At 35.6% G+C, this 17,751-nt stretch carries 17 protein-coding genes; 12 read left to right on the top strand and 5 right to left on the bottom strand.

Going from position 1 to position 17,751, the window contains the following annotated elements:
- The first annotated feature begins 18 nt into the window (after nucleotides 1-18).
- The 4 genes from cas4 (at nucleotide 19) to ELD05_RS12605 (ending at nucleotide 3,369) form a co-directional block, all read left to right on the top strand.
- On the top strand, nucleotides 19-519 hold the full coding sequence (cas4, locus tag ELD05_RS12620; protein ID WP_241243507.1) for a CRISPR-associated protein Cas4: 501 nt from the start codon (nucleotides 19-21) through the stop codon (nucleotides 517-519).
- Nucleotides 520-524: 5 nt separating this feature from the next.
- On the top strand, nucleotides 525-1,505 hold the full coding sequence (gene cas1b, locus ELD05_RS12615; protein ID WP_127352705.1) for a type I-B CRISPR-associated endonuclease Cas1b: 981 nt from the start codon (nucleotides 525-527) through the stop codon (nucleotides 1,503-1,505).
- Nucleotides 1,506-1,759: 254 nt separating this feature from the next.
- Nucleotides 1,760-1,975 carry a CRISPR-associated endonuclease Cas2 gene (gene cas2, locus ELD05_RS12610; protein ID WP_127352992.1) on the top strand — a complete coding sequence of 72 codons (216 nt, stop codon included), beginning with the start codon at nucleotides 1,760-1,762 and terminating at the stop codon, nucleotides 1,973-1,975.
- Nucleotides 1,976-2,082: 107 nt separating this feature from the next.
- A complete protein-coding gene (locus ELD05_RS12605; RefSeq protein ID WP_127352704.1) occupies nucleotides 2,083-3,369 on the top strand; it encodes an IS110-like element ISCsa4 family transposase in 1,287 nt (428 codons plus the stop codon).
- A gap of 849 nt (nucleotides 3,370-4,218) precedes the next feature.
- Here ELD05_RS12605 and ELD05_RS12600 read toward each other — a convergent pair.
- Nucleotides 4,219-4,926 carry a glycerophosphodiester phosphodiesterase gene (locus ELD05_RS12600; protein WP_127352703.1) on the bottom strand — a complete coding sequence of 236 codons (708 nt, stop codon included), beginning with the start codon at nucleotides 4,924-4,926 and terminating at the stop codon, nucleotides 4,219-4,221.
- A 206-nt stretch (nucleotides 4,927-5,132) separates the two neighbouring features.
- Between ELD05_RS12600 and ELD05_RS12595 the strand changes: the two genes are divergently transcribed.
- Genes ELD05_RS12595 through ELD05_RS12585 form a run of 3 tightly spaced genes read left to right on the top strand, consistent with a single transcriptional unit; the run spans nucleotide 5,133 to nucleotide 8,279 of the window.
- The gene (locus ELD05_RS12595; RefSeq protein ID WP_127352991.1) at nucleotides 5,133-6,053 is read left to right on the top strand and encodes a carbohydrate ABC transporter permease; all 921 of its coding nucleotides are present in this window, start codon (nucleotides 5,133-5,135) and stop codon (nucleotides 6,051-6,053) included.
- Nucleotides 6,050-6,877, top strand: a complete 828-nt coding sequence (locus tag ELD05_RS12590; protein WP_127352702.1) for a carbohydrate ABC transporter permease — start codon at nucleotides 6,050-6,052, stop codon at nucleotides 6,875-6,877. The genes ELD05_RS12595 and ELD05_RS12590 overlap by 4 nt, the downstream gene beginning before the upstream one ends.
- Nucleotides 6,878-6,926: 49 nt before the next feature.
- Entirely contained in the window at nucleotides 6,927-8,279 is a 1,353-nt protein-coding gene (locus ELD05_RS12585; protein ID WP_127352701.1) for an ABC transporter substrate-binding protein, read from the top strand.
- A gap of 62 nt (nucleotides 8,280-8,341) precedes the next feature.
- Here ELD05_RS12585 and ELD05_RS12580 read toward each other — a convergent pair whose 3' ends face one another.
- On the bottom strand, nucleotides 8,342-10,837 hold the full coding sequence (locus ELD05_RS12580) for a transglycosylase domain-containing protein (RefSeq protein WP_127352700.1): 2,496 nt from the start codon (nucleotides 10,835-10,837) through the stop codon (nucleotides 8,342-8,344).
- Between the two features lie 196 nt (nucleotides 10,838-11,033).
- On the opposite strand from ELD05_RS12580, the gene hydE reads away from it, so the two are divergent.
- Together hydE and ELD05_RS12570 are read left to right on the top strand one after the other, a co-directional pair.
- The gene (hydE, locus tag ELD05_RS12575) at nucleotides 11,034-12,095 is read left to right on the top strand and encodes a [FeFe] hydrogenase H-cluster radical SAM maturase HydE (protein WP_127352990.1); all 1,062 of its coding nucleotides are present in this window, start codon (nucleotides 11,034-11,036) and stop codon (nucleotides 12,093-12,095) included.
- 106 nt (nucleotides 12,096-12,201) lie between these two features.
- Entirely contained in the window at nucleotides 12,202-12,900 is a 699-nt protein-coding gene (locus ELD05_RS12570; RefSeq protein WP_127352699.1) for a hypothetical protein, read from the top strand.
- Between the two features lie 43 nt (nucleotides 12,901-12,943).
- Here the strand turns inward: ELD05_RS12570 and ELD05_RS12565 are convergent, their stop codons facing one another.
- A complete protein-coding gene (locus ELD05_RS12565) occupies nucleotides 12,944-14,365 on the bottom strand; it encodes an MFS transporter (RefSeq protein ID WP_127352698.1) in 1,422 nt (473 codons plus the stop codon).
- A 207-nt stretch (nucleotides 14,366-14,572) separates the two neighbouring features.
- On the opposite strand from ELD05_RS12565, the gene ELD05_RS12560 reads away from it, so the two are divergent.
- Complete coding sequence (locus tag ELD05_RS12560; protein WP_127352697.1) at nucleotides 14,573-15,223, top strand: hypothetical protein; 651 nt, start codon at nucleotides 14,573-14,575, stop codon at nucleotides 15,221-15,223.
- A gap of 77 nt (nucleotides 15,224-15,300) precedes the next feature.
- Nucleotides 15,301-15,876, top strand: coding sequence for a Uma2 family endonuclease (locus tag ELD05_RS12555; RefSeq protein ID WP_127352696.1), 576 nt, complete (start codon nucleotides 15,301-15,303; stop codon nucleotides 15,874-15,876).
- 30 nt (nucleotides 15,877-15,906) lie between these two features.
- Here the strand turns inward: ELD05_RS12555 and queF are convergent, their stop codons facing one another.
- Nucleotides 15,907-16,317 carry a preQ(1) synthase gene (gene queF / locus ELD05_RS12550; RefSeq protein WP_127352695.1) on the bottom strand — a complete coding sequence of 137 codons (411 nt, stop codon included), beginning with the start codon at nucleotides 16,315-16,317 and terminating at the stop codon, nucleotides 15,907-15,909.
- A 166-nt stretch (nucleotides 16,318-16,483) separates the two neighbouring features.
- Here queF and ELD05_RS12545 point away from each other — a divergent pair, with 166 nt between their 5' ends.
- On the top strand, nucleotides 16,484-17,401 hold the full coding sequence (locus ELD05_RS12545; RefSeq protein WP_127352694.1) for an AraC family transcriptional regulator: 918 nt from the start codon (nucleotides 16,484-16,486) through the stop codon (nucleotides 17,399-17,401).
- A 103-nt stretch (nucleotides 17,402-17,504) separates the two neighbouring features.
- On the opposite strand, the gene ELD05_RS12540 is transcribed toward ELD05_RS12545, so the two are convergent.
- Nucleotides 17,505-17,750: a thioredoxin family protein gene (locus tag ELD05_RS12540; RefSeq protein ID WP_127352693.1), complete on the bottom strand. Its 246-nt coding sequence runs from the start codon at nucleotides 17,748-17,750 to the stop codon at nucleotides 17,505-17,507.
- Nucleotide 17,751: the final 1 nt, after the last annotated feature.

The raw sequence follows: 17,751 nt of genomic DNA, 5'->3' as shown, positions 1-17,751 counted from the left end.
TTTGAGATGTCTGAACAAATGGAACTGCAAGATCTCAAATTCCAAGGCATTAAAATCAACTACCTTTATGTTTGCAAAAGAAAGCTCTGGCTTTTTAGCAAAAACATCACATTTGAAAATCAGTCTGACAAGGTCCTGCTTGGCAAGGTTTTGCATGAGTATTCTTATCCTAAGGAAGATGCAAAAGAGGTTTTGATAGACAATCTTATTATGATTGACATTCTATCAGATGGGGCAGTGAGAGAGGTAAAGTACAGCAGCAGAATGAAAGAGGCAGATATAATGCAGGTTATGTATTATCTTTACTATCTAAAGCAAAAAGGAATAGAAAAGCAAGGTATAATCAACTATCCAAAAGAACGCAGGAAAGAAATCTTAGAACTTACACCTGAGTATGAACAAAAAGTAAAGCAGGCGCTGAGTGAAATAGAAAAAATAACCTCTCAAGTAACTCCACCGCCGGCTACAAAGCAAAAAATATGCAAATCCTGTGCGTATTTTGAGTTTTGCTGGGGGTAAAAGCTATGCAAAAAACACTTTACATTACCTCAAATGGCAGACTTCGCAGAAAAGACAATACCTTGTACTTTGAGACAGAGACTGAAAAGAGGTCAATTGACATCGAAAACATTGAACAAATTCATATCTTTGGTGAGGTTGATTTGAATACCAAGGCTTTGAATTATATCTCTCAATACGGCATAATTCTTCACTTTTACAACTATTATGGATTTTATGCAGGAAGCTTTATGCCGCGCAAGAAAAACGTTTCTGGAGATGTTGTTGTTCGGCAAGCACTTCATTATCTTGATAGGGAAAAGAGAATCTTCTTGGCATACTGTTTTGTCGAATCAGCGGTTTATCATATGATGAGAAATTTAAGAGAAAGAAAAGAAGCAGAGGCTTTTTTAAATGCAATTGAAGATGAATGGGAAAATGGCAGGTTTAACATTTCAAGCATATCAGAGCTTATGGGGCTTGAGGGGAGAGTGAGGAATATTTACTATTCGTCTTTCAATCAGTTTTTGCCAGAAGACTTTTACATGGAAAAGCGTGAAAAAAGACCACCGACAAATCCGATAAATGCTTTGATTTCATTTGGAAATAGCCTGATTTACAGCACAGTTTTAACAGAGATTTACCACACCCAGCTTGACCCGAGTATAAGTTTTTTGCATGAACCAAGTGAAAAAAGGTTTTCACTCAGCCTTGACATCTCAGAGATTTTTAAGCCTCTTGTTGTAGATAGCGTAATTTTCAAACTTTTAAATAATCGCCAGATTACACTTGAACACTTTGATGAGGATTTGAATTATTGCTATTTGAATCAAGAGGGAAGAAGGATATTTATAAATGAACTGAGGAACAAGCTTGAGACAACAGTTCGTCACAGGCAGCTTAACAGAAATGTATCTTACAAAGGATATATAAGGCTTGAGTGTTATAAGCTTATAAAGCATTTTATAGGAGATCAAGTTTACTCACCTCTAAAAGCGTGGTGGTGAGAACTCTTGCAAAGACACCTGACAGAAGTTAAAAAGCAAATTATGGGACATTTTTTACGGGCACAGCGTGCTAAATGTAGTTAAATGGTTGATATCTAAAAACGAATTTAGCACGTGGACAATGTGTTAACCAAATTGGATTTATCCTTAATTGGAGTTAAGTTTAAGTAAGATTTATCCACAAAAAATTTTTTAATATTCTTATAAGAGACTTTGGTATTGGAAGTTATCTTCCTATGAGGGAGTGATGCAAAATATTTGTAATAGTTACATACGACGTTAATGAAAAACGTGTGAATAAAGTTCGAAAAATTTTGAAAAAGTACCTCACTTGGGTACAAAACTCTGTATTTGAGGGTGAAATAACATATGGCAAGCTTGAAAAATGCAAACGGGAACTTTTTTCTGTGATAGAAAAGGATGAGGATTCAGTGTATTTTTACGAGCATTCCTGTAATGAACGAAAATGAGTGAAAATGAAGAGAAATGAGATTTGAAGAGATAAGGTACCTCCTGGTAAAATACAGAATGTAAGTTGTACAACTTACGACAAAACACAACAAAGGAGGTACCCTCTTTGAAGTATACACAAAATGAAAAGATATTACAAGTAACAGAGAGAACTTTAGTTGTAGGAGTAGACATAGCAAAGGAAAGGCATGTAGGCAGAGCATTTGATTTTAGAGGAGTGGAGCTTGGCAAGAGAATAGAGTTTGAGAATAGGAAAGAAGGTATGGAGAAATTTTTGGATTGGGCAAATAAGATAATGAAAGCAAATGGCAAAGACAACATGATAGTAGGGATAGAGCCTACAGGGCATTACTGGCTGTGCTTTGAGCAGTATCTGAGAGAGAATGGCATAAAAGTGGTTTTAGTGAATCCTTTTCACGTGAAGAGGAGCAAGGAGCTTGATGATAGTACGCAAACTAAGAGCGATATAAAGGATCCGAAGACGATAGCGATGCTTGTGAAGGATGGAAGATATACAGAGCCAAATATACCCGAGGGTATATATGCTGAGATGAGAGTAGCGATGAACATATATGAAAGGCTTCAAAAACAGCTGAACGTTTTAAAAAATCAAATAATCAACTGGCTCGATATGTATTTTCCAGAGTTTTTAGAAGTATTTTCTGATTGGGAAGGCAAGACGGCAATAGAAACATTAAAGGAGGTGCCATTGCCTTGTGATGTAGTGGAAAATGAAGTGGAAGGGATTATAGAGTACTGGCGTGACAAAGTAGATAGGCGAGCGATTAGTCGCAGGAGGGCGATGGATTTAGTAGAGACTGCCAAAAGGAGTATAGGTAAAAAAGAAGGGAGAAAGCTGGCAAGACAAGAGATAAAATATTTGCTGAGTCAATATGAGCTTTTAAAGAAGCAGATAGAAGAGATAGAAGCCGAGATGGCAGAGCTTTTGAGAGAGGTGCCGAATGGAGAGGAACTGCTTAAAATAAAAGGTGTTGGTGTAAAAACGGCAGTTGGCTTTATTTCTGAGGTTGGAGATATAAAGAGGTATGAGGATGCGAGACAGATACAGAAATTGGCGGGACTCAATATAGTTGAGAATAGTTCTGGCAAGTACAAGGGTCAGACGTGTATAAGTAAAAGAGGGCGAGGGAGGCTCAGAAGTAGCTTGTTCAAGGCCATGATTACAATAGTAGCAAAGAATGAAGAATTTAAGCAGCTGCACAGGTATTACACCACGCGAGAGAACAATCCCTTGAAGAAGAAGCAATCATTAATAGCACTGTGTTGTAAATTGATAAGGGTATTTTATGCGATTTTGAAAAAAGGCGTAAAGTATGATGGGAACAAGATGTTGAGCGATATAAAGAGAGAGGCTTTAGCAAGGACAGCGTGAAGTGAAGTGAGAAAAATTGCTTGAACATTCTTAGTTTAAAGCAGGAGAAATAATTTGAGTGATTCACATCTTGAGGGGGTAAAGAAATTCTTAGCTTTGCGAGGAGATTAAGTCATGTCGAGTAGCAAAGCGCCCCTTTTGGTAGGAGTTCACATCTTAAACAATGTATAGAGAGTAACAAGTGAAGAAAGAAGGATAAAATGATTCTTTATAAAAAGTAAGTAGATTGGAAAATGTGAGCGGGTGGTCAGAGTACATCCACCATACGGGCGAAGACCCTGCATACAAGCATAACTGACGTCCACGCCATGGTAGATGGGACGAGGGAATTGAGGGCAAGTGAGAAAAGACCCTGAGAGACATGAGAGGGTAAACGCCATGGTTATTGTGGATAAATACCCGCCGTAATATGGTAGAATAACAAGATAAATACAAGATGGAGACCAATTCTAAGTTGGGCATGGTAGAATAAAGCAATAATAACAATATCAAGAACAAAATTGTTTGTTTCGATAACGAAATTTAAAGAAATCGTGAGATATTTTGAGAAAATCAAAGGTATATTGAGAGAGCATTCCTGTAATGAACGAAAATAAGTGAAAATGAGGAGAAATGAGATTTGAAAAGATACGGGCCCTCCCCGGTAAAATGCAGAATGTAAGTTGTACAACTTTACGACAAAACACAACAAAGGAGGTACCCTCGCTGAAGCCTAAGGAAATGTAGGAACAATTTTCACATTCTTTTATTTCCAATTTCAGGATTCTCAAACTTTTTAAAATTAAAACCTACAAAGTCAATGGTTTTTAAATTATTCATCATATTCATTTATTTTTTATATTCTCTTAGTTAAATTTGAGATAAAGCTAATTGTGATGCAACATCTGGCATATCGGTGATCAAACCATCTACATTAAGTTTTATAAACTTTTTCATTTGCCTTTTCTTATTGACAGTAAAGACGTTCACATTAAAATGATTTTGTTTTAGCTGAACAATGAAAGATGTAAGATAATAGATAGGATGAACAATATGAATGCCTAAAGACGACAAACAGGAAATTTTTACAGCCTTTGTAGTAAGCAAGGCAAGACGAATTGTAGAATCTAATTGGCGACATCTTAGTAATGGTTCTTGGAAGAAACTTGAAATTATAACGTTGTTTTGCATTTCATACTTATAAATAAGTTGGATTAATTTATCCTCAATATGGTTAGCTACAGGATGATAGGTTTTTAATTCAAAATTTATATGTATGCCTTTTTCTTTTCCAAGTTCAAGTAATTCTTCAGCAGTTGGTATTTGACAAAACTTAAAGTGCTTGTAATATCCAGCATTTAACTTACGTATTTCATTGAAAGTAAATTCCTTAACATAACCAGTTTCTCCAGTTGTTCTATCAACTCTTTCATCGTGTATAAGTACAAGAACACCATCTTTTGTCATCTGAACATCTGTTTCGATTCCTGTACACCCCATTTCTATTGCCTTTTCAAAACTGAGCATTGTATTTTCCGGATAATATGCACTTGCACCTCTGTGAGCAAATATTTCCATTGGTTTCACCTTCATTGGACTTTCTTTGTATATGTAATTATACATCAATCGTGTTAAAGAAACATTGAGTTTATGTTAAATTTATGTTAAAATAACGCAAAAAACAGATTTAACAATAATTTAACATCAATTTTAAAAAATTTTAAACTTCATTTGATACATTATTAACAGAGTAAAAAATGAAAGGAGCGAAAAATAAAAAGAGAATGGAATATGTTTATGAGCAAAAAATAACTACTGTTAAAAAAAGAAAAAAGCCCCCAAAAGAAATTTTAGAATTTATTATTTTAGTTTTACCAACTTTCTTGCTTATTACACTCTTTACGTTTTTCCCGTTTTTCAAGACTCTCTATACAAGTTTTTGGGCCACTGACTTTAGTGGCAATCCTAAACGGTTTGTTGGCATAACATATTATGTTGAGCTTTTAAATTCGCAAGATTTTATCAATAGTTTTATTGTTACACTAAAATATGTTGGATTCAATACTATTTTCTCTATTATAGGTGGGCTGATTTTAGCATTGATCGTTGATAACTCTAAAATATTTGCAAAATTATTCAATGTTCTATATACATTTCCAATTTCTTTATCATCAGCCTCTTGTGCAATCGTATGGGGGATTTTATTAAATCCCTCAGTAAGTATTATTAATTATCTTATTGAAAGAATGGGATTAGGAAAAATAGAATGGCTTACAGATCCTAAGTTAGCACTTTTGTCAATTGTACTTATAAATTGTTGGCAGAATATACCTTTTAATTTTATATTTCTTTTGGCAGGTTTACAGAATATACCATATGAGTTGTATGAAGTATCTAACATTGACGGAGCAAATTTTTTATATAAAGTGTGGAAAATTATACTACCACTTTTAACGCCAACATTGTTTTTTGTTTTGGTAATAAATATTATTGATTCATTTCAGCAGTTTACGATTGTTCATATTCTAACAAGTGGGGGACCAGTAAATTCGACAAAGTTGTTGGTTTATTCCATTTATCAAGACGCCTTTTTCAACTTTAAGTTTGGTAGAGCATGTGCAGAGTCTATAGTCTTGTTTGTAATTTTATTCATCTTAACAGTGTTTCAGTTTAAAGTGGTGGAAAAGAAGGTGTTCTACCAATGAAAAAGAGAGAAAAGCTAAAAAATGTTCAGCTACTTATTTTAAGCACTCTAATTGCGTTGATAATATGCTTTCCAATATTTTACATTTTATATATAAGCATAGAACCACCTTCTAAGGTTTTTTCATATCCTCCCCAATTTTCGCTTTCTGAATTGACTTTTAACAACTTTGTTGAAGTGTTCAATCTTACACCCTTTTTAAGGTTTATTGTAAACAGTTTAATTGTAGCAATAATTTCTTGTCTTCTTCAGGTAATTTTTGCATGTACAGCAGCGTTTGCGTTTACCTTTTACAATTATAAAGTGAAAGATATTTTATTTCTTATTGTATTGGCAACTATAATGATACCCGCCCAGACCATCTTTATTGGGAACTATTTAATAATACGCAGTCTTGGTTTTTTAAATACCTATATAGCACTAATTTTACCAAATGCTGTATCTGCATTTGGGATATTTTTCATAAGACAATATTTTAAAACTATACCTGTTGAATTTTTTGAGGCAGCAAAAATTGAAGGTTGTTCAAACATTAATTATTTAGTTAAAATTCTTATTCCTCTTTCAAAACCAGCAATAGGATCATTTTTAATCTACTCGTTTATAAACATCTGGAATCAATATATGTGGCCATTACTTGTAACTGATAAAGATGAGGTGAGGACTGTTCAGCTTGGCATTAGTATGTTGCAAGCTGCTGAGCAGCAGAATTTTGGTTTGATAGCTGCAGGAGTAATAATTGTTATTCTGCCTACTTTCTTAATCTTTTTGTTGGGGCATAATCAACTGGTTAAAGGACTTATGGCAGGTGCTTTAAAAGGGTGAAAATTTTAAAGGTTGTGCATTAAAAAACCTAATAGGAGGTTGGGAGATAATGCATAAGAAGTATCCTGTTATTCTTTTATTGTTGATAGTTTCAATATTAATGAATTTAGTTTTATTGCCACAAGAAGTGAGTTTTTCACAGACTACCAAACCTATTCAATTAGTATTTTGGCATTCGATGGGGAGTAATTTAGGTAAAGCACTACAATATTTAGTAGAACAGTACAATTCTAAAAATAAAAGTGTAAAAATTGTTGCCCAATATCAAGGATCTTATGACGATTTAATTACTAAACTAAAAACAGCCCAAGCTGCAAAACAGGGGCCTGATATCGCTCAAGTGTATGAAATAGGAACAAGATTTATGATAGACAGTGGATGGGCTGTACCTGTTCAAAGGTTTGTACAATCAGCTAAGTTTGACTTAAATCAGTTAGAGCCTAATTTATTAGCTTATTACACAGTCGAAGGAACTTTATGGTCTATGCCCTTTAATTCATCAACACCTATCCTTTATTACAATAAAACTGCTTTTAGAGAAGCTAATTTAAACCCTAATAAACCCCCGAAGAGTTTTACTGAAATTAAAAATTATGGCAGAAAATTGATTAAAAAAGACAAAAAAGGTCAAATTACAAGATATGCTTTTTCAATGTCGATATATGGATGGTATTTTGAACAACTTTTAGCAAAACAAGGAGTACCATATTTGGACAATGGTAATGGAAGAGAAAGAAGAGCAACCAAAGTAGTTTTTAACAATGAAGCGGGAAAGAATATATTAAAATGGTGGAAGAGACTTATTGACGAAAAAATTGCCGGCAACTTTGGAAGAAACTATGATGATACTATCAGAGCATTCGTAGCAGGGAAAACATGTATGATAATTGCATCGACAGCTTCACTTAAAACAATATTAGATGGCGTAGGAAAAAAATTTGAAGTTGGAACAGCTTTTATACCGGCGCTTAATAATAACAAGAACGAAGGAGTTATAATTGGAGGAGCTTCACTTTGGATTTTAAATAACCATGCTCAAAATTACCAAAAGGCGGCATGGAACTTTATTGAGTTTTTGGTGTCTCCGCGATCTCAATTGTTCTGGCATAAAAATACAGGCTATTTTCCTGTGAACAAAAGAGTTTATACATTGAAGGAAATGACTGATCATCTTAAGAAATATCCTCAATTCAAAACCGCTATTGATCAACTTCATGCAACACCTATAAATGTTGCAACTCGTGGAGCTGTAATGGGTGTGTTTCCAGAGGCACGTAGAATTATTGAGGAAAATATAGAAAAGGTGATTGTTAACAATTATCCTATTGACAAGGCATTAAAAGATGCTGAGGAAAGGATAAATAAGTCCATTAAGGAATACAACCAAATATTTGGTTATTAGATTAAAGGAGTTCAAAAGGGACTGCTCTTTTTTAAAGCAGTCCCTTTTCATTTCCCATTTTCTTACCTTTGTCTATAAGCCTCGTCTGATGTGGTTTCTTGGTTCTGTGGCATATTATCTACAGGTGCTTGTTCACTTTGGTTATTCTGCTCTTGAGCTTGAAAGCTGCCTTGTGTTTCAAAAGGTGAATTTTGCAAAGTTTGCTCTTGGGATGAAGATTGAGGGTTTGTTTGTTCCTGATAAAGCTGTACTGGCGCCTTGTGCACATCGCAGTACTTTGTTGGTGCTTGATACATATAATCATCAGGTGGCACGATTGACTTTGAGGCATCAGGCCAGATGGGGTTGTCTCTGCGAATAAATACCTTTTCAATGAAATTAGGACAATACTGGGTGGCCAACGCTTTTGATTCTGTGCACACTTTTAGCTTAACATGCCTGTCACAGTATTCTGTTGGCTCTGTGCCAGCGACAAATATCTCCTTTATCACCTGACTGCCTCTTGGGTCTTGCTTACATAGTTCTGTTGCAAGTTTTCCTGATTCTTTGCAAACGTACTTTTCAACAATTCCAGCAGGCCTTGTAAACTGTGTACTTACACCTTTTTTGCTCACAACCTTGTCCATTATACCTTTAAAAATCTTTAAAGCCGGGTTTGTACCATAAAGATAATTTAATGCAACAGGCTTGTCTTCACCAACCCAAACACCAAGAGCATAGTTTGGTGTATACCCTACAAACCACCTGTCTTTACTATCATCAGTTGTACCAGTTTTTCCGGCAACAGGGTAAGAGAATCTCACACCAACTGTAATTCTTGCGGTGACAACGCTTTGCAAAATATTTGTCAAAATATATGCATTTTTCTCATCCATCACCTTTCTTTTGTAAGGTGTTCTTTCAAACAGAGTAACACCGTTTTTGTCTTCAATCTTGGCAATAAAATAAGGTTTTATATATATTCCGCCATTTGCAACTGCTGCAAATGCAGCTGTCAGTTCAATTGGCTTTACACCGTAAGTAAATCCACCAATTGCAATTGATAAGCTGTTCATATCTTGGGGGGCAAGGGTTGTAAATCCAAACCTTTTTAGGTTTCTGTACACGTTTTGAATACCAAGGTTGTAAGCAACCTTTACAGCTGGCACATTTGCAGACCACTGAAGGGCTTCTCTTACCGTCATCAAGCCTTTATAGCCTCGCTTGCCGGCAACTACATTGCTCTTGTACCAGTTTCTTGGTGTGTAGCCTCCCACCGAAAATGGAACATCGTCAATTATAGTTGCTGCAGTGTATCCATTCTCAAGCGCAAGTGCATAGTCAGCAATTGGCTTGATACTAGATCCGGGCTGGCGGACAGACATTGTCGCCCTGTTTAAAAGCCTTACGCCTTTTAAATTTCCTCTTCCGCCCATTATACCTTTTACTGCCCCTGTTGAAAAATCTATCAAAACTGCTGCTGCCTGTGGCTGTGGTGTGCCAGATGCATCATAATGACGAATTTTGGGCATGTATGCAGGGTCAGAGAATACCTCCTCCATAATGTTTTGTATAGTCTCATCCATTGTGGTGTAGATTTTAAGCCCACCACCATAGATAAGATTTTCTGCCTCATCCTGGGATATTCTCTTCTTGTTTGATAAGATCTCGACTGCCTCATCAATTACAGAATCAACAAAATATGGATGCTTGTAAGCATATTCAACAGAAAGGTCTTTTTTAACATACACAAGCTTTTGATTTATAGCCTCTAAATACTCTTGCTCGGTAATGTAACCAAGTTCTAACATTTTTTTGAGAACCAGCTCTTGTTTTTTCTTTGCATGCTCAGGGAAGACATAAGGATTATAATATGAAGGGTTTTGCGTAATTCCTGCAATTAGAGCACACTCTGCCAAAGTCAGTTGTGAAACATCTTTCCCAAAATAAGTATAAGCAGCTGCCTCCACACCATAAGCGCCGCTCCCAAGGTTTATTGTATTTAAATATTCTTCCATAATTTGTTCTTTTGTCCATCTTTTTTCAAGCTGAATTGCCAAATACTGTTCTTGTATTTTTCTTTTAAAGGATTTTTCAAATGTCAAAAGTTTGTTTCTCACAAGCTGCTGAGTAATTGTACTTGCACCTTCAGAAAGACTTCTACTTTTGATGTTATTGAAAATTGCTCCAATTATTCTTTTGATGTCAATTCCATTATGCTGCCAAAACCTCTCATCCTCAATTGCCACAAAGGCATTGATAAGGTTTTTTGGTATCTTGCTATAAGGTACTCTGATTCTGTTTTCGTTTCCGTGAAGTCGAGCAATTTCGTTTCCACTCTGGTCATAGACAATAGTTGTTTGACTGTCATTTGAAGAACTTGTTATTATATCCAAAGCATTGGGTGGTATTGCCTTTATGTATGCTGTGACCATTCCAAATCCAGCGCCAATTGCAACTACAGCACTTGCAATAATCAAAATTAAAAGTGTTTTTAAGAAGCTTCTTATAAAGATTCTAAATGGGGATTGCTTTTTTGGTTTTTTAGAACTTTTGCTTTTTTTGATTTCGATAGCCATCTGAAGACCTCCTTTTATTCAATTATACCACAAAAATCAATAGCTATACCGTTTTACTGAGTTTATACAAAACCTCTTGACAACTTGCTTTTCTTTATAATTAACTTATGATATAGTATAATAAAATTAAATATCCTTTTAAACTGATAGAAATACTGAATTTTTGTGAGGAGAAGTAAAGATGAGAAAAGAAAAAATGAAAGTAAAAGAGATTTTAGACAAAGCTTACAGTGAACACCATCTTACAAAAGATGAGATAAAGTTTTTGTTAAATAGCGAAGGCGAAGAAAAAGAGCTTTTGTTTGCATATGCAGATAGGGTAAGAAAAGAATATGTTGGTGACGATGTATATTTAAGAGGGCTTATAGAATTTTCAAGCTACTGCAAAAACGACTGCTTTTACTGTGGTCTTAGGCGAAGCAACAGAGAAGCTCAACGCTACAGGATGCAAGAAGATGAGATAGTTGAAGTTGCAAAAAGAGCATATGATATGGGTTACAGGACAGTTGTGCTCCAATCTGGCGAAGACCCATATTATACAAAAGATAAAGTTTGCAGTATTATAAAGAAAATAAAGAAAGAAGTAGATGTCGCAATAACGCTTAGCATTGGTGAAAGGTCATATGAAGAATATAAGGCTTTCAGGGAAGCTGGAGCTGACAGGTATTTGATGAGGTTTGAGACATCAAACAGAGAGCTTTATCAAAAATATCATCCTGGTATGAGTTTTGAGAACAGAATAGAGTGTTTGAGGTGGATAAAAAGTTTAGGCTATGAGCTTGGAACAGGGTTTTTGATTGGCCTACCTGGCCAGACAATAGATGATTTGGCAAATGATATTTTGCTTGTATATGAACTGGATAGCGACATGATAGGAATTGGTCCTTTTATTCCACACCCACACACGCCACTTAAAGATACAGAGGCTGGGTCTGTTGACCTGACATTAAAGTGTATTTCGATATTAAGACTTTTGATGCCAGACAGTAACATTCCTGCAACAACTGCTCTTGGGACGTTAGACCCTCTGGGACGTCAAAAGGGCTTGAAATGTGGGGCTAACATTGTTATGCCAAATGTAAATGACCTGAAGTACAAGCTAAAATATGAGCTATATCCTGGGAAAATTTGCATAAATGAAGATGCAACAAAGTGCAGAGGATGTATTGAATCAATAATTATTTCGCTTGGAAGAAAAGTAGGGCAAGGTTTTGGCCAAAGCAGGCATTATGAGCTCAAAAAAGCTGTTTATAATTAAATTCCATTGATTTTGACTACTTTATAGTATAAACTTTTGAATATAAACTGTACAAATATAAAAGAGCCTATAGCTTTGGCATCTTAAAAAGGGGATTTTAAAAGGCATGAGGATAAAGAAAAATAGCACAACAAACAAAAAATGGCTTTTAGGATTTATAATAGGAATTGTTTCGGGGCTTGTAATAGGAATTGCTGCAGGGTATTATATTTCATCACACAACATAGCTAAAAAACAGCCGGTGCCGGCCACAACCTCATCCCAACGACAAGTTCAAAGTGGTGGGAGTAATACATCTGGTAGCAATTTACCACAAACTTCAAATTCTCAGCAAAATACACAGCAAGAGCAAGGAAGTACCAGCACGCAAAAGCTAAAAACTTACAAGGCATATGGCAGGTTTGTAGGTGGAACTGATGCACACTCCATAGAAGTTAATCTTTTGAATACCAATTTTGACTATAAAATATTTGAAACCGACACAGCAGACATCCAAAAATACAATCTCCAGCCGGGGATGATTTTAGAGCTTGAATTTGAAGTGCCACAAAGTGGCGGGAATCCAAAGATAATAAATATGAGTATTCCAGAAAGTGTTACACTCAAAGGAAAATATATAGGTCTTGCTGACAATAACTTTGCTGAGTTTTTGTTTGACCAAAAACATGTTGTGCTTCAAATAACAGCTGTATCAAGCAAGATTTCTTATCTTGATGAGAATACAGATGTTGAAGTGACATTTAAAACAAATCCTCAAGATCCAAACTCAAACCCTGTTGTGACAGACATCAAGGTTTTAAAATAAAAGGGGTTGCCGCGAAATGTCAAAAATGGCACCCCTTTTTGTTTTAATTTGAATTTTCTTGATTATATATATTTCCTCTCTTTATTGATGCGACAATTCCAACAATAGAGAGAACAGAGAATACAAAAAAGCTTATCTTCATGCTCTTTAAAATCATTAGATAGTTTTCATGAGAAAGTTTTGCACCTTTTAAGTACAAAGAGAATATAAAAGAGACAATTGCCATTGAAAAAGCCTGGCCCATTACTCTCATAACAGATATTGTAGACGATGCTGCACCGTAAAGAGACTGCGGTACAGAGCTCATCACAACATTGGTGTTTGGTGATGAGAAAAGTCCAAAGCCAATACCCATGATAATTAGGTTTACAATAACAAGGACTATATTTGTCTTACTTGAGAACAAGGAAAAGATAAAAAGCCCTGCTGTTGTAAGAACCATTCCTGCCGTTGCAAGCTTTCTTGGTTCAATCTTTTCTGATGCCCTTCCTGAAATAAGTGATGTTATAACCTGAGAGATTGGCTGCAAAATCAAAATACTTCCAACAACCTGCGCAGGCAGAGCTTTTACAATTTGAAGATATAGTGAAAGAAGGTATGATGCAGAGAATGTGCAGCTGTAGTTTATAAGTGCTGCCAAGTTAGAAAAACCAAACTGTGGAATTTTTACAAACAACTTTACATCAAGCAAAGGATTTCGAGTAGCAAGCTCAAATCCTACAAATAGTATAAGAAGGACACCTCCCAAGAAAAACAACGCTTTTGGTGTTTTACCAAGTTCAAAAGTTGATGCCCCGTAGATTAATAAAAAAAGCCCTACAATTGAAAAGATTGCTCCAATTTTATCAAGATTTTTAAGACTTTCTGCCAAAGAAGTATGTTGCTGTACTTTAATTTCTTTTTTTAGTAAGAAAAGACTAATAAATGATGCAACAGAGCCTACCAAAAACGCAAATAAGAATATGCTTCTGAAGCCAAAAAGTCGCACTAAAATTCCGCCCAAAAAAGGTCCTATTGAGGTTCCAAGGTAGACTGTTGCTGTGTTTATTCCAAGGAGCCTGCCTCTTATTTTTGGCGAGTGGTTTTCAATCAAGATTGCAATTGATGTAACAAATACAAAAGCAGAGAAAAAGCCTTGCAGTGCGCGAAATATGAACAACACGGTTATATTTGGTGCTATAGCACACATGAGTGTTGAAATAGTAAATGAAATAAGACCTGTTATAAATATCTTTGTACGGTCAAATGTATCCGAAAGCTTTCCCATTGGCAGAATAAACGCAGCTGAAAATAGCAAGAAAATAGTGATGACAAGGTTTAGATTTTCTGCAACCAAGTTAAATTTCTTAGCGATGTCAGGTGCGGCGATGTTAATTGCACTTGACATAAAAGGAACTAAAAATGAAGAAGTTGTTGTTGCAATGAGGATATTTTTGTTAATCTTTTGCTCATCTGTGCGCTCCACACCGTATGACCACCTCTTTTGTGTTTTATAGTACAATTTGAGAGTCTACAAACTATATGATATCACTTTTTGCTCAAAATATATACTTTGAAAACTGATGAATTTTAGCACTTTTGGGTCTTTGATGAGGCAGGGTAAAAAGGTAAAATTAATTATGTAAAGTTATTGTATAAAAATAAACATAAATTTGCGGGTGATAAAGGAAGGATGAGGGTTGCGTGGAGTGCAACACACCAAGAGTTTTTGCTGTCTGACGGGTATTATTTTTCAGGGCTTTATAAGGAACTTACAAAAAGAGAGGTATTGATTGAGGAAGTAGATGATTTTGATAGGCTTTTTGAATATGATGTCATTGTTTTTAACTATCCTGAAAATCCGTTCAATACTGAAGAGAAAAAGAGAATACAAAAAGTGTTGAATGAAGAGAAAAAGAAAATTATCTTCACAGCTCATTTCAGGGGTAAGGACGGAGTTTTTGATGTCTGCAATGCTATAACTCAAGATTTTGGAATAACTGTCTTGCCAGAAGGAGTTAAGGATGAGTGCTGCCACTTAGAAGATGACAGTTTGATTATAACAACAGACAATATCAAAAAATACGCGTCAAATGTGAAAGAGGTTGTGTTTCCATACTCAGCTCCACTTTCTCTTTCAGACGGTGTAGAAGTCATATTGAAAGGTCGAGATACTGCGGTTTCTGATTCAGGTGAGAAGGCACCCATTTTGATTGCACAAAAGAGTTTTGAAAGCGGCAGCAAGCTAATTGTCTGTGGAGGCTGCATCTTTTGGGACAACTTTTCAATCTTTAAACTCGACAATCTGCAGTTTGTGGTGAATTTAATTTTAGGGGATGAATAAAAAGGAAGCTGGTTTTAAAAAAGTTTTTAGGATATAATTGAAGATATAGAAAATGTACTGCAAAGGTGTTTTTTGAAATGGAAGAATTTATTTCAATTGAGTTTGATTATGAAAAGTATCAAAAATTAGAAGATGAAGGACGATATGAAATTATTGAAGGCAGGTTATATAACTTAGCACCTTCTCCTTCAGTTTTTCATCAGCATGTGTGTGGAAACATTTATCATAAGCTAAGGATTTTTCTGCAGGGTAAAGAATGTGTGCCTTTTATTTCACCTGTCGATGTAAGGCTTGCACCAAAAGGAAGCGAAGAGAGGAATATAAAAAACGTAGTCCAGCCAGATGTGTTTGTGGTTTGTGATAAATCTAAGATTGACCAAAAAGGCATAGTGGGAGCGCCAGAATTTGTTGTAGAGGTTGCCTCTCCAAATACATCAGCAAGGGATTATCTTATAAAACTCAAACTTTATGAAAGATATGGTACAAAAGAGTATTGGATTGTAAATCCTCAGGAAAAAAGCGTGGCTGTCTTTGTGAAAGCAAAAGAAGATCGATTCGATATAAGCAGTATATTTTTCCATTCTGCTATTATCAAATCATCTTTTCTTTCTGGCTTTGAAATTTCAACCGAGGAAATTTTTGCAGAGATATAACTTAAAAAAATAATATGGCAAGGTATAAACTTACTTTTCGTACCTTGCCACAACTCTTGTTGAAATACCACCACGTTCGTGAAACTCTCCAATAACTTCCATGAACTTTGGCTCAAGCAATTTTACAAGGTCGTCTAAAATCCTGTTTACTGTATGTTCTTGCAAAATTCCCACATTTCTAAATGATGTCAGGTAATATTTCAATGATTTTAACTCGACAAGCTTTTTATTGGGTATATACCTTATTGTAAGCCGGGCTGTGTCAGGAAGACCTGTCCACGGACAAACTGATGAAAATTCGTCTGTGATATACTCAACAACTGTATTTTTTTCTGGGTATTCATAGTCAATTGCTTCTAAAACCTCTGTGTCTATCTTTTCATAGCCATAGATGTCAAACCTTCTTTGCTGGTATTTGTCATTTAAATTTGGCGACTGCATTTTTTTCAAAACCTCCCTTGTTTTGTTGACCGGAGTTGCTGCGAATCAGCCATGATATGCTTTTAAGCCTGCAAAAAAGATTTTAGCATACTTTAATTTGCATTGTAAATTGGGGTATAATGAAAATTAACAATACGAATTTAAAAATTTTTGAGGGGAATGATACATGCCAGAAAAAGAGCCTCTTTACATAGAAGAGATTTTTGACTATGTTAGCCAGCGACCACAGAAGTTTGCCCTGAATTTCTGGGAAGACCCAAGATATTTTAAGCTTCACAGGCACAATTTTGTTGAGTTTATGTATGTTGTAAAAGGCGAGGGGACAGAACATATAAATTCTATCAGCTACATCTTAAAACCCGGCACGTTTTCAATTGTCATGCCGTACCAAATCCACAGAATAGAGTATTCAGAGCAAAACCCTCTTTCAATTTATGTTGTTGCCATTTCGTTTGAGGAGCTTTTAGCACCGTCGAGCATCTTTTACAGAATAGGAGAGCTTCTTTTGAACTATGATGAAAATGTCCTTCCCTATTATTACTTTGAAGGCAGGGAAAAAGAAGTTATGGACAGGCTCTTTGAAGAAGCATGGATATATTATAACCAGCAGGATGTGTGGGCAGAGATAATACTCAAAGCAAAGATTTTAGAGATAGTTGCATACTTTGACAGGTGCAGGAATTTGGCATGTGGGAAAAACTTTCAAAGCCCTGCTTCTAACTCTGTCACAAACAAAGCTCAAAAAGAGAACATTCCTGTTCCAACCGACTACTGGCAGCTTGTGTACTATGTGCATAAGAATTATAACCAGAACATAGACCTTAAAGCGTTGTCGAAAGAGTTTCACTTGAGCCCATCTTACATAAGCCAGCTTTTTAAAAAGCTTGTTGGCAGCAACTTTCACAACTTTTTAAATGAAGTGAGGCTTCAGCATGCATGCAGTCTTCTTGTCTCGACAGACAAACCGGTGACAGACATTGCTCTTGAGGTTGGTTTTGATTCGTATTCAACATTTGCAAGAGTCTTTCACAAACACAAAGGCATGAGTGCACTGGAGTTCAGAAAAAAAGGGGGAGCTGGATAGGTCTGAACTGAGCAGAGCAAGCTACAGAAAAGAATAGATGTTTGCGTAAGTTAAAGTTAAGAGGCGGGTGTGCTGCCCGCCTCAAAAATGAAAAATAGCTCTTTTAATTTCCTGCCTCTTTTTTTAAAACCTCTTTTATCTCTTCAACACCTGCAACCCTGCCAGAGAATATGAGCTTTTCATCAACAACAAGCGCAGGTGTTCTCATAACACCATAAGACATTATCTTTTCAATATCTTTTACCTCTTCAAATTGAGCCTCAATCCCAAGCTCCTCAGCTGCCTTTTTAGCATTTTCCATTAGCTTTTTGCAGTTTGCACATCCACCACCAAGAACTTTTATAACCATT

Origin of the sequence: Caldicellulosiruptor changbaiensis, from assembly GCF_003999255.1 — a bacterium.
Taxonomy (GTDB): Bacteria; Bacillota; Thermoanaerobacteria; order Caldicellulosiruptorales; family Caldicellulosiruptoraceae; genus Caldicellulosiruptor; species Caldicellulosiruptor changbaiensis.
Note: the sequence above shows the minus strand (reverse complement) of the source record. Positions and strands in the feature narration are given on the sequence as shown.